Origin of the sequence: Noviherbaspirillum humi (assembly GCF_900188095.1) — a bacterium.
Taxonomy (GTDB): domain Bacteria; phylum Pseudomonadota; class Gammaproteobacteria; order Burkholderiales; family Burkholderiaceae_D; genus Noviherbaspirillum; species Noviherbaspirillum humi.
Map to the genome: position 1 here is coordinate 152,739 of NZ_FZOT01000007.1, position 13,021 is coordinate 165,759.

Consider the following 13,021-nt stretch of genomic DNA (forward strand, 5'->3'; position numbering starts at 1 on the left):
GGGAGGCAGTGCAGTTTATTCAGCGGCCCGGTCCGCATCCTTCCTAGAGAGCTCAACCATGCATATCCAAGATTGGAGTCGTCAACACTGGCGCATCGGCCTGCTCGCCGGCCTGTTCGCCGCCGGCCTGCAGGGCTGCGGCAGTTCCGACAACAGCAGCGTCCTGAGCGACGCCGGCGGCGTGCGCACGGCACGCGCCGACACGCCCGCCAGCGGTTCAAGCGCCACGGGTTCCGCCTCGGCGTCCGGCGCCAACGCCAGCAGTTCGAGCAGCGCCAGCAGCAGCAACGGTTCGATGACCCAGCTGCGCGCCGGCGCGGTGGCCTCGCCCGACGTCTACGGCGCCGACACCGCCAAGACCATCCTCGATGCCGGCGGCAACGCCATCGATGCGGCGGTGGCCGTCGCCTTCACCCTGGCGGTCACTTTCCCGAACGCCGGCAACATCGGCGGCGGCGGGTTCATGACCATCGTCAACGAAGGCACGCCCTACTTCCTCGACTACCGCGAGCGCGCGCCGAAGGCCGCCACCTCCACCATGTACCTGGATGCGAACGGCAACGTGATCCCGAACCTGAGCCTGATCGGCAACAAGGCCGTCGGCGTGCCGGGCACCGTGGCCGGCATGTGGGAAGCGCACAAGCGCTTCGGCCGCCTCACCTGGAGCCAGGTGCTCGCGCCCGCAATCGGTTATGCGCAGAACGGTTTCGTGCCGAACACTTCGGCTACCGCCGGCAGCATTCCCGGCACCAATTTCGACGCCTATTTCGGCGGCAAGCTCACCAGCGGCCAGAACTTCGTGCAGGCCGAGCTGGCGCAGACGCTGACCCGCATCCGCGATCAAGGCGGTCCGGAGTTCTATAACGGCCAGACGGCGGACCTGCTGGTGGCCGAGATGCAGCGCGGGAACGGTCTCATCACCAAGGAAGACCTGCAAAGCTACGCGCCGGTATGGCGCGACCCGGTGCAGATTCAGTGGCGCGGCGTGAACGTCATTACCGCGCCGCCCCCGAGTTCCGGCGGTTTCGGCATCGGCCAGCTGCTGAAGATGAAGGAGGCGCTCTCGCCGCAGTTCGCCATGGCGCCGCTCAACTCGGCGCAGTACATCCATCTCACCGCCGAAATGGAGAAACGGGTATTCGCCGACCGGGCGCAGTATCTGGGCGACCCGGACTTCTTCCAGATCCCGATGGACCAGCTGCTGGATGACGGCTACCTTGCCCGCCGCGCGGCCGAGGTGAATCCGTCCACGCCGACGCCGCTGGCCCAGGTGCAGCCGGGCCTCGGCACCATCACGCCGCCGCGCGACCCGAGCGCCGGCGAGAAGCCGCAAACGACTCATTTCTCCATCGTCGACCGGTGGGGCAATGCGGTGGGCAACACCTACACCCTGAACGGCTCCTACGGCAGCGGCGTGGTGGTGACCGGCGCCGGCTTCCTGCTCAACAACGAAATGGACGACTTCGCCAGCAAGCCCGGCGTGCCGAACCAGTTCGGCGTGGTCGGCGGCGACGTCAACGCCATCGAGCCGTTCAAGCGGCCGCTGTCGTCGATGAGCCCGACCATCGTCACCAGGGATGGCAAGGTCTCGCTGGTGCTCGGCACGCCGGGCGGCTCGCGCATCTTCACTTCGGTGTACCAGGTGCTGGTGGACGTGGTGGACTACGGCTGGCCGCTGGCCGAGGCGCAGGCCCAGGCGCGCTTCCACCATCAACTGCTGCCGGACAACGTGATCGAGTACGAGGCCGACAAGATTCCGAAGGCGACGGTGGACAACCTCACCGCCCGCGGCTGGATCATGAAGCCGGGCCTGCAGGGCGGCGCCAACATCGAGGCGATCCAGGTGATCGGCGATACGCCCTTCCCGGTATCCGATCCGCGCGGCAAGGGTGTGTCGCGGGTGATCGAGCCGGTGCAGTAAAGGAGGCAGGCACGGGCGTTTCACCGGCGACTCAGGTGGCGCCCCCGATGTGAGCGACGCTTTGCCGTTCACAGCCCCTCGTTTCAGCAACGAGGGGCTTTTTTGATGCAGCGCTGGGCCCTACTTCCAGTAGCCAGGAGAGCGGTTGGGATTGATGGCGGGTTCGCCGGTCTTGAGGTGCTCGCGGGTTATTTGCTGCAGATTGGGCACGCTCGTATTTTCAGCAGGCAATGCGCTGATACAATCAACGGAAGAAGCAACGCTTTCGTCATCCGCAAGTGCCTGCCCAATGGCGCTTCCCGTCCTGGAGAAAACATGAAGTCCTGCTTGCTTGCCTGCGGTATCCTCAGCCTCTCTGCAGCGGCGTTCGCTGCGCCTGACAAGAACTTGCTGGCACTGGCCGAAGCGCACAAGCCAGCCTTCATCGAAGAACTCAAAACGCTGGTCAATATCGATTCCGGCACGGACGACGCAAAGGGGCTCGGACAGGTGGAGCAACTCCTTGCCACGCGGCTGAAGGAACTCGGCGCCAACGTGGATATCCTTGCTGCGCCCCCGGCGGCCGGCAAGGTGGTGGTGGGCACCCTGGAAGGCTCAGGGACCAAGAGCTTCATGCTGATGATCCACTACGACACCGTGTTTTCCCCGGGTGATGCGGCAAAGCGACCGTTCCGCATGGACGGCAACAAGGCGTACGGCCCGGGCGTTGCCGACGCCAAAGGCGGAGCGGCCATGATCATTCATGGGCTGCAGATGCTGAAAGAACGCAGCAACCGCCAGTACAAGCGCATTACCGTTGTGTTCAATCCGGATGAGGAAAAGAGTTCGCTCGGCTCGCGCGCCGTGATCACCCGGCTCGCGCCGGATCACGACTATGTGTTTTCCTACGAACCGCCGGAAAAGGAAAATGTCGCCGTGGCGACCAACGGCATCGCCTATGTGCATTTGAACGTCAAGGGCAAGGCCTCGCATGCCGGCTCGGCGCCCGAACAGGGACGCAATGCGGCCATCGAGCTGGCCAACCAGCTGGTGCAGCTCAAAGACCTTGGGAATCCCGCCAAGGGCACGACGGTTAACTGGACGGTGTTACAGAGCGGAGAGAAGGTCAACATCATCCCGGATTCGGCAAAGGCGACCGCCGACATGCGCATGTCCGACCTGACCGAAATCGAACGGGTGCAGCGCGATGCGTCGGCCATCGTGCAAAAGAAGCTGATTCCGGAGACGGAGGTGACGGTGCGGGTGGAGAATCGCCGGCCGCCATTCAGCAAGAATCCGGCCAGCGACAAACTGGCGACGGTCGCCCAGACGATCTACCAGGAACTGGGCCAGTCCCTCACGCCAGTTTCGATGCGCTTCGGCACGGATGCCGGCTTTGCGTATCAAGGCAACGGCAAACCGGCGGTTCTGGAGACCATGGGGATCGTTGGCGAGCGCATTCACAGCGCCGACGAGTTTGCCGATCTCGACAGCATCGTGCCGCGACTGTATCTGACAGTGCGCATGATTGAAACCTTGTCGCAGTCGGTGCCAGATTGATGCGGCAGATCGATCAAGCACGGTGAAGACGGCGGCACTGGAGGCGGCAGCAGGCGTTTCCCTTGCGGCTTAGGTCGGCGTCTTACGCTCAAGGCTTTGCCGTTCGCAGCCTCTCATTCCAGCGGAGTGAGGGGATTTCCTGATGGAATTTCCTTGCGGGGAAGCGCTTCCCCGGATATCGGAGGAAGCGCGAGGAACTTGCCTGGACAAGCCGGGCAGGCATTCTCAGTGAATTGCCGCTTGCTCGGCAAACTGAACGATCACCGTGCCTTCGGTGACTTTGGGAGGGCTTGCATTGATACCCGACGCATTGTTCTTGATCCAGTCTCGTGCAACCCTCAGGCTTTCGTCGGCACCCGTCTTGTCGGTGCAGACGGTGATGGATACCCCGCCATCGCCGGTCCGGAGCAAGGTGTAGCTGACGATGCCGGACACTTTCTGCAGCGTGGATTGAACGTCGGACTTGCGGCTTTCAAGGATATCGAAAAGCTGGGGCGCGCCAGCACCCGTATAGGTTCTAATGACGGCATGCATGTTGATCTCCTTTGTGGACTGATCGTCCTCATGGAACATCGCCACCGCAAAATGGCCATACCTTTCCCTCGCCATGCTTGCGGCGTCTGAACCGGGAGAGTTGCCTGATCCGCTGACCGCGAAGGGGGTGACGGAACGGCAACCGTGTGACGGCCCGGTTCGCCTATTGAGCATAGCTTCCGGCTGGCGCGATGCAAGCGCTTTGAACGGATCATGCCCATGCAGCCATGGGGGGCATTTTCATCCCCGGCTGAATCGGGAAGCCGAGCCGAAGAAATCCAGCGCCAGCCAATGTCATTGCCGCGCCGTCACCGGAGCAGATCCGCTTCAGCGCTCACATCCCAGCAGGCGGCGGTGAAATTCACCGTATCGCCGTTCACGAATCGGTCGAATCTAGGCCGCACGATTGCAATAACGTGCTGGCGTGTATTTTCGTCGGCCTGCTGCAGCGCGCGGCCGACAGGCCCCATGCTGCCCAGGTAGGCGAGCAGCTCGCTTTCGGGAAAAGTGCATGCCACATCGATCGGCTCGATCTCGATTGCTGTCCAGCCGCTGGATTGCAGGATGTCACGAATCCGTTCGCCGCGCGCGAAGGCGAACTGGCCAGGTTCATCCGGGCGGCGCGGGGGAAGCTGCGGCAGCATGGGCCTGGCGGCCTGCTCCGCCATCGTCATGAAGGGATTCTCCTCGGCGCCGCGCCAGGCGATGAAGCGCAGCCCCGCTCCGGGGCGCGCCGCCTGCCGCAGGTTGCGAAAAGCGGCGGTGAAGTCCTCGAAGAACATGACGCCGAAGCGAGAGATGATCAGGTCGAAGCCGGCCGGCGTGAAGGCATGGGTCTGCGCATCGTCGCGGAGGAAACGCACCGGCAGGCCCTCGGTCGCCCCGCGCTTTTCGGCGGCGTCGATCATGGGCCGCGAGATATCAATGCCGACGCAGCTGCCGGCCGATCCGAGCCGCCGGGCGGCCGCCACCGTCGTGCCGCCCGTGCCGCAGCCGACATCGAGAACCTGCATCTGCGCCCCGCGCGGAACGGCCTGGACGAGCCTTTCCTCCAGGGGCTGGAACATGACATCGAGCAGTGCCTGGGTGTCGACCCATGCCTGCGCGCTGCTGCCTTTCCAGTCGATCGCCGGTCTGTCGTTGCCTGTGCCTGACGTACTCATGATTCGCTCCTCCCGCTGGTGATATGGATTCGCGTCACTTGCAACCGCTCGGGCTGGAAGTGACAATCGTCTTGCCGCTCAGCCGCCCAGAAGCGAGGGATTCGCCCGCCACACCGCGAAATTCAGCACCGCCGCGAAGCTCACCCATAGAAGATAGGGCATCAACAGCAGCGCAGCGAGCGGCCGCAATCGCCGGAAAGCGGCAATGGTGAGCACGATCAGCAGCCATAGCAGCAGGATGTCGACGAAGGCCGGCCCGCCGAGATGCCATGCGAAGAAGAGCCAGCTCCACAGGGCATTGACCGCCAGCTGCGCCAAGAACAGGGTCAGCGCCGTCCGCGCATGAGCGAAGCCGCGTTCGCGCCACGCCAGCCAGGCGGCGACGGCCATCAGCGCATAGAGCACGGTCCACACCGGGCCGAACACCGCGGCCGGCGGCGCCCAGGACGGGCGAACGAGCTGCGCATAGAAGGCGCCGGCATGCACCGACGCGGCGGCGCCGATGCCGGCGGCAGCGAAGCATACCGCCAGCCAGGCCAGCAGGCCGATGAACCGGGTTCTCATGGAATCCACCGTCATGCTCGCTCCTTGAATCGATACGCCGGCGAATGCCTGGCGCCGGGTACTATAGCACCCGCCTCTCCCTGCTACGGCCGGTCTTGGCCGGTGATGCGATCACAATCGATGCCTCGTTTCTGCGGAGGATGGAGGGATTCAAACCGGAACGTGCAGAGTCGGCGCGGCGCCCGCCGAAGAGCCGCAGAGCTGAACCGCCGGGCCGCGCATTGATGCGGAAAAAAGGGCGATCGTCAGCGCTCGCCGAGCGACTCCGACATGGTCTTGGAGATCGGCTTGGTCAGGTAGCGCAGCACCGTCTGCTTGCCGGTCTTGATCTCGATGCTGCCCGTCATGCCTGGCTGGATGTCGATCTTCTCGTCGCCGCGGCGCGGCAGGTTGCGGCCGCTGGTGCGCACCTGCAGCCGGTAGTAGGGTTGCTCGCCGTTTCGGTTCTCCTCGCTCAGGGTGTCGGCGCTCAGGTAGCTGACCTTGCCGAGCAGCGTGCCATAGATGCTGTAGTCATAGGCATCTAGCTTCACCACCGCATCCAGCCCGGGCTTGACGAAGGCGATGTCGGCCGGCTTCACCTTGGCTTCGATGATGAGATCGTCGTCCACCGGCACGAGCTGCATCACCTCCTCGCCCGGACGGGCGACACCGCCGAGCGTGGTCAGCCTTACATTGCGCACCACGCCATCCATGGGCGCGCGCAGCTCCGTGAAGTCGAGCAGTTCCTTGCGCTGCGCCAGCACCTGGCGCGCGCCGGACAGGTCTTCCTGGGCCTTCACCAACTCAGCCTGGCTGTCCTGCAGGTATTTGTTGCGGCGGTTCGTGATCTGCGCCTCGAGGTCCACTACCTGTCGCTGCAGCTTGATGACATCGGCCCGCGAGACGTCGCCGGTCTTCAGCAAGGGCAGGTTCATCTCCAGTTCTTCCCGCACCAGCCGGCTGGCATTCTCCAGCGCCGCCACTTCCTGCCGCAAGGCGCCCTGGCGCTTGGCGAACAGCGTGGCCTGGTTGAGGCGGAATTCCTGATAGCGGGCCATCTCCGCAGGGAATTTCGGCTGGCCGCCGAACACCTCCGCCTGCAGCCGCGCCACCGCCATTTCCAGGGCGGCGACCTTGGCCTCGCTTTCGAGAAAACCGGCTTCGGCCTTGGTTCGATCGAAGCGTGCCAGCAGCTGGCCGCGCTTGACCGCCGTGCCTTCGCGCACCGGCAACTCGGCCAGCACGCCGCCCTCCGGCACCTGGATCACCTGGTTGCGGGAGTTGGCGATCACCTGGCCATTGGCTCGCGTGATCTGGTCCAGTTCGGCCCAGTTGGCCCAGGCGATGAAGCCGCCCATCGCCAGAGCGCTGCACCAGATCAGCAGCCGTCCCGGCCGTGCGTCGTCTTGCTGTTTCATGTCGTGATCTCCTGCTCGCGAGCGCCGGTCGCCTGCGCCGCGGCCTGCGCCGATTTGCCGGCAAGCCGTGCCAGCACCTGCTGCGTCGGCCCGTCGAGCAGGATGCGACCGCCGTTCAGCACCACCACCCGTTCCACCAGCGGCAGCAGCGCCGTCTTGTGGGTGCTGACCAGCAGCGTCGCGCCGGCCCGTGCCACTTCCGCCAGCACCTGAACCACCCGCGCCTCGGTGCCGGAGTCCATGCTGCCGGTGGGCTCATCGAGCAGCCATACCTTGGGATCGGCCAGCAGCATGCGGGTGAAGGCAATCAGCTGCCGCTGACCGCCGGACACGCCGCGCCCGCCTTCGGTGATTTCCAGCGCCAGGCCGCGCGGCTGGGCGGTGATCAGGTCGATCAGGCCGGTGCGACGGGCGGCGGCCAGGATGGCTTCATCGCCGGGGTCCGGCAGGCCGAGAATCAGGTTGTCGCGCAGGCTGCCGGAAAACAGCCGCGCATCCTGCGGCAGGTAGCCGACATGAGCGCGCAGGGTTTCGGGATGCAGCAAGGCCATGTCGATGGCGCCGAGATAGACCGCGCCTTCGCGGCTGCGGTACAGGCCGGAGGCGAGCTTGAGCAGCGTGCTCTTGCCGGAGCCGATCTGCCCCAGCAGGGCAATGCGGGCGCCGGCCGGAATGTCGAGCCGGTCGATCTCGATCGCCTTGGGCTGCTGCTGTCCGTAGGCGAAGCGGATGCGTTCCAGTCGCAGGTCGGCCCCGAGCGCGCCGGGGGTGAGCAGCGCCTCGCGACCGTCGGCCTCGTTCGGCAGCGCCAGGATCCTGTCCAGGCCGTCAATGGCGGCGCGCGCATGGGCCCACTGCACCATCACGCCGGGCAGCTGGATGATCGGCGCCATCGCCCGGTTGCCGATGATGGAGCAGGCCAGCAGCGCGCCCATGGTGAGCTTGTTGTCGGCCACCATCCACGCCCCGAACGCCACCAGCAGCACGTAGCTGATCTGCTGCAGCAGCGCCGTGATGTTCTGCGACAGCGACGAATGCAGCTTGATGCCGGCGTCGGCGACGCCGGCTTCGTCGATGATTTGGTTCCAGCGCGCCTGCAGCAGCGCCTCGCCGCTGGCGGCCTTGACGGTTTCGGCGCCATCGACCGCCTCCACCAGCAGGCCGGCGCTGCGGTTCGAGGCGGCGATGGTGTTGCGCGTATGGCGCGCGATGGCGCGCTGGAAGCCGAGGCCGCAGGCCAGCGCCAGCGGCAGCATCACCAGCGGCACGAACACCAGCGGACCGCCGATGGCGGCGATCACCAGCAGGAACAGGATGGCGAACGGCACGTCGGCCAGCGCGAACAGGGAGGTGGACGCCAGCACGTTGCGCACCTGCTCGAAGCCCTTGATCTGCGAGGCCAGCGTTCCCACCGAAGGCGGCCGCGCTTCCATGCGGATGCCCATCATGCGGCCGAACAGCCAGTCCGACAACTCCGCATCCACCGCCTTGCAGACCTTGTCATTGGCATGGGCGCGGGCCTGCTTCAGCGCGAACTCCATCACCGCGGCGGCGAGCACGCCGACGGAAAGCACCCAGAGGGTCTGGAAACCGGCATTCGGAATGACGCGGTCGTACACCTGCATGGAGTACAGCGAGCCGCCCAGCGCCAGCAAGGTGATCAGCGTGGTCGCCAGGGCGGCGTCGAGAAAGGTGCCGCGGCGCCGGCCCAGCGCCTTGCCCACCAGGCGCAGCGCCCTGGGCGATGTTGCCGTGTCTGGCGGCATGTCGATTGGATTCACTTCTGCTCCTGAAAAATCATTGGCGGTTCAGCGTGCCGGTCTGCGCGCGCAGACGCAGGCTGGCACTGACCGCCTGGGCGCGGGCATCTTCCAGAGCCAGCTCCGCCTGGACCGCCTCGCGCACCGCATTGAGGACATCGAGCCAGCTCTTGCGCCCGATCACGTATTGCCGCGTATAGGATTCGAAGACATCGGTGGACGCCAGCCGCGCCTGTTCGGCGGTGCTGCTGCGCTCGCGTGCCGCCAGCAGCTCGCTCCAGTCGATGCTGATGCGCTCGGCGATGTCGCGCTGTGCCGCCTCCCTCTGCATGCGGATGGCATCGCGGCGGGAGATGGCAGACTGCACCGCCGAGCGGGCCGCCAGGCCGGCGCCCGGCTGCGCCTGCAGCACCAGCATGGCGCGCCGCTCGGAAAGCGGCGCGGAGGTCTGCTCCAGGCGCAGCGCCAGCTGCGGCAGCATGGCCGCGCGGCGCACGTCGATGTCGGCGCCGGCGGCAGCTTCTTCAGCCGCCAGCCGCTTCATCACCGGAGAATGATCGAGCGCCTGCTGCAGCGCCATGTCCTGCGAGGGTGGCGCATGCTCGTCGCTCAGGCCGGCGGCGCCAAGGTCGGTCACCGGCTTGCCGGCCAGCTGCGACAGCTGGGCCAAGGCATTGCGAAGCGACTGCTCGATGGCGGAGCGGTCGTTCACCGCCTGGGCCAGGCGCGATTCGGCCAGGCGCTGGTCGATCTGGGAACTCACTTCCTGCTGCACCCGGCGCTTGATCATCTCCAGCAGCCGCTCATGCTCGGCCACGGCGGCGCCGGCATGCTTCAGGCGTGCCTTGTGGCGCAGGACTTCGACGCAGGCGGCGATCACCCGCAGGCGCAGCTCCATGCCGGTTTCATCGACGGCTGCGCCGGCGCCTTCCAGCCGATGGCCGGCAGCGGCGATGCCGGCGTCGATGCGTCCGCCGGCATACAGCGGCTGCTCGAGACGGGCGACGCCGCGCGAGCCGTTGACGTTGCGGCTGGTCGCTTCCACCGACGGCGTCGGATAGCGCGCCCATTCGGCCGCCTCGCGGTCGGCGAGCGCGCCTTCCCGGGCGGCGCGACGGCCCAGCATCAGGGGATGGCTGACGAGCGCGGCGGCGAGAACCTCGTCGAAGGTAGCGGTTTGCGCCTGCGCCGGCGCAGCGGACCCCAGCGCGGCGATGGCCAGCCCCAGCGCCGCGAGCCGACGCGCAATGAATGTTGCCTGCTTCATGGAGTAAAGGCTGCGCCCTGAAATAGCGGCGCAGCCTGATGCTTTCTTGTCATCGGTTCTGCCGCCGGCGACAGGGTCGCCGGCGGCGTGTGGCGTCAAACGATCAGGTTGGTGGCATGCAGCTGCAGCGGATCCACGCCGGAGAGAACCACCAGTGCCGTCATCGTACCGCCGCTGGCAAGATCCGATGAGTGGTAGATAGTGGTTTTATCCCCGTTGTTCGCGTCTTTGAAGATCACGAAGCCCTGAGAAGCGGTGACATCGTCGTCCGCCGCGATGGCCGCGCTCACGGCATCGACAGTAGTTGAAGCATTGTCAAAGATGAACACATTGCTGTTGCCGAAGTCATGAACCGTGGAGCCGAACTGCTGCACCTTCGTGCCGGCACCCAGGTGCGCGATGCCGGAAAGATCAATGATGTCGCCGCCCATGCCTGGATCGTTGAACTTGAACCCGAGTACGGTGTCGGTGCCGTCGGCCAGCGCCAGGATCTTCACCATGTCGCCATTCACCAGGCCCGGATCTCCGGCCGGCATGCCGCCCAGATCGATGGTGTCGTTGCCGGCGCCGCCGATGAAGGTTTCGCTGCCGACGGTGCCGCTCATCATGTCATCGCCGTCAGTGCCGACGTTGGTCACGATGCTGCGGGTGGACAGGGACAGATAGCCGCCGCCGGTGGTCAGATCGAAGCCGAGCGTTTCCACGCCGGAGACGGTATCGACGCCGGCGCCGGTGGACGTGGTGTTGCCCACATCCTCGATGCGCCAGCTGCCATCGACGTTTTGCGTGATCTTGATCTGGTTCACGCCATCCTTGGTGATCCATCCTCCCTGGATGCCGCCGTCCGCGACGAAGGCGAGCGTGCCCGCGCCCGTGCCGACATAGTAATTGGCGACGTCCATGCCCTGTCCACCGATAATGGTGTCATTGCCGGCATCGCCCATCAGCACGTCGTTGCCGCCGTTGCCATTGATGACATCATCGCCTGCGCCGCCGTACAGGAAGTCGGTAGCCGAACCGCCGTTGAGCGTGTCGTTGCCCAGGCCGCCCATGAGCGTGTCGTAGCCGGTATTGCTAGCGTTAAGCACGTCATCACCGCCGAAGCCCATCACCACCGACATGCCCTGGTTGCCGGCCGTGAGCGTTTCGTTGCCGGCCGTGCCGGACTGCAGCGCCAGGTTCAGCCGCACGTCGGAATTGTCGAACCGAATTTCAACGTTCTCCACGCCGGTGAGCGTGGCCTTGTTCGTTGTGCTGCCCGGGTTCTCGCGCACCGTCACCGTGCCATTGTCGTTGGCGATGATACGGTAGGTATCGACGCTGGAGCTGGCATGGAAGCCGGTGTTGTCCCAGGTGCCGGTCTGGTTCTGCAGCACCACGCCGGTGAAGCTGCCGCGCAATCCAAGCTGCTGGCCGGTCATGTTCAGCACCAGGCTGTCGAAGCCGGTGCCGCCGTCGACCGCGTCGGTGCCCTTGCCCATGAAGATGCGGTCGTTGCCGCCGCCGGCATTGATGGTGTCGTTGCCGCCATCGCCGAAGATCGCATCGAAGCCGGCATGGCCGGTGATGGTGTCGTTACCGGCGCCGCCGCGCACCAGGTAACGGGTGCTGGTGCTGGTGTCGCCCGACAGATCGATGGTGTCCACGCCCAGCGTGCCCTGGCGGTAGATGTCGTTGCCGTTGATCGGATCGGCCACCATCAGGCCAGTCTTGCTCAGGCGGATGTCGGCCACCTCTACCGGCTCATAGCCGCTGCCGGTATCGAGCACCAGGTGATAAAGCAGCGTCTCGACGTTGGTAGGGTAGCTGGCAGCGGATGGAACCGTCACCGCCGTAGCAATCGTCGAGGACACCACCGCGCCGCTGCTGTTCAGCACTTCGATCGTGCTAGTAGTGGTATTGAAACGCAGGCTGTAGGTGCTAGCGGTGTCGAGGCTCACGCCCGTCACCACTACCGGTACCACCAGGATGTCACGGTCGCCCGCGCCGCCATCGACGCCTGCATACACGCCGTTGGTGGGCGCGGTGGCCGGATCGGCTTCATAGGCGGCCAGCACGTCGTTGCCCGCCGTGCCGGTCGTGTCTTCGATCACGCCGCCATAGACGTAGGTGCCGGCGGTGATCGGACGCGTCGATGTCAGTGCCAGGTCGGCCGGCAGGCCGCCGGCATTGGCCCATTCGGTGATGCTGCCGCCATTCAGTCCAATGCTGCCGACGTGGTACCTGCCCACATCCGCATCCTGCAGCACATACTTGAACAGCATCGAGGTCTGGTACTGATTGCCGTCCCCATAGGACTGGTAGGTCGCCTGCACGGTGTGCTGGTTGCCGGCATCGTCGACGAAGGTCAGCGCAAACGTCGGCGCGCCGCTGATGGCCACAGGGTTGGTGAAGTGTACCTGCAGCGTGATGTCGTCGCCGCTTCCCGCCACCAGTACCGAATCGCTCAGCTCGCGCACCCAGTCGATCTTGGTGACGGTCGACGGGAACAGCGCCTGGATCGCGCTGGCGCCGATGTTGTAATAGTTGCCGTTGCTGTTGTTGTAGTCGAAGGTCAGGTTCTCGATGCCGCTCAGCGTATCCACGCCAAAGCCGGTGCTGGCGTTGCCGATGTCTTCCACCACCAGCGCGCCATTGCTGCCGCGGCTGACCTTGGCCACCGCCACCCCGCCCTGCTTGACGATCACGCCGCCCAGATCGGCGTCGTAGGCATAGCTCCAGGAACCGTTGCCGCTGCCTGCGACGAAGAAGTTGGCCTGGTCGCTGCCATCGCCGCCGTTGAGGGTGTCGTTGCCGGCATCGCCCATCAGCACGTCGTTGCCGCCGCTGCCGTTGATGATGTCGTCACCGCCGCCGCCGTACAGGAAGTCGGT

9 protein-coding genes are annotated in these 13,021 nt (G+C 65.5%); 2 read left to right on the plus strand and 7 right to left on the minus strand.

The features are described from left to right. Nucleotides 1–58 precede the first annotated feature (58 nt). Both ggt and CHB88_RS12780 read left to right on the plus strand, forming a co-directional pair. Entirely contained in the window at nucleotides 59–1,921 is a 1,863-nt protein-coding gene (gene ggt, locus CHB88_RS12775; RefSeq protein ID WP_245844947.1) for a gamma-glutamyltransferase, read from the plus strand. 105 nt (nucleotides 1,922–2,026) lie between these two features. Continuing rightward, nucleotides 2,027–3,460 (plus strand): M20/M25/M40 family metallo-hydrolase, encoded by a 1,434-nt coding sequence (locus CHB88_RS12780; protein WP_245844948.1) that lies wholly within the window; start codon nucleotides 2,027–2,029, stop codon nucleotides 3,458–3,460. A 225-nt stretch (nucleotides 3,461–3,685) separates the two neighbouring features. Here the strand turns inward: CHB88_RS12780 and CHB88_RS12785 are convergent, their stop codons facing one another. The 7 genes from CHB88_RS12785 to CHB88_RS25870 all read right to left on the minus strand — a co-directional run. Beyond that, nucleotides 3,686–3,994, minus strand: a complete 309-nt coding sequence (locus CHB88_RS12785; protein WP_089399776.1) for a hypothetical protein — start codon at nucleotides 3,992–3,994, stop codon at nucleotides 3,686–3,688. Nucleotides 3,995–4,302: 308 nt separating this feature from the next. Beyond that, on the minus strand, nucleotides 4,303–5,157 hold the full coding sequence (locus tag CHB88_RS12790; RefSeq protein ID WP_089399717.1) for a class I SAM-dependent methyltransferase: 855 nt from the start codon (nucleotides 5,155–5,157) through the stop codon (nucleotides 4,303–4,305). Between the two features lie 78 nt (nucleotides 5,158–5,235). After that, nucleotides 5,236–5,736: a TspO/MBR family protein gene (locus CHB88_RS12795; protein WP_089399718.1), complete on the minus strand. Its 501-nt coding sequence runs from the start codon at nucleotides 5,734–5,736 to the stop codon at nucleotides 5,236–5,238. Nucleotides 5,737–5,966: 230 nt separating this feature from the next. Further along, nucleotides 5,967–7,121 carry an HlyD family type I secretion periplasmic adaptor subunit gene (locus CHB88_RS12800; protein WP_089399719.1) on the minus strand — a complete coding sequence of 385 codons (1,155 nt, stop codon included), beginning with the start codon at nucleotides 7,119–7,121 and terminating at the stop codon, nucleotides 5,967–5,969. Then, nucleotides 7,118–8,902, minus strand: a complete 1,785-nt coding sequence (locus tag CHB88_RS12805; protein ID WP_245844950.1) for an ATP-binding cassette domain-containing protein — start codon at nucleotides 8,900–8,902, stop codon at nucleotides 7,118–7,120. Before CHB88_RS12805 ends, CHB88_RS12800 begins: the two co-directional genes overlap by 4 nt. A 16-nt stretch (nucleotides 8,903–8,918) precedes the next feature. Next, nucleotides 8,919–10,148, minus strand: a complete 1,230-nt coding sequence (locus CHB88_RS12810; RefSeq protein ID WP_089399721.1) for a TolC family protein — start codon at nucleotides 10,146–10,148, stop codon at nucleotides 8,919–8,921. A 95-nt stretch (nucleotides 10,149–10,243) separates the two neighbouring features. Continuing rightward, a partial coding sequence (locus tag CHB88_RS25870; protein WP_281255018.1) for a beta strand repeat-containing protein occupies nucleotides 10,244–13,021 on the minus strand: 2,778 nt, incomplete at its 5' end.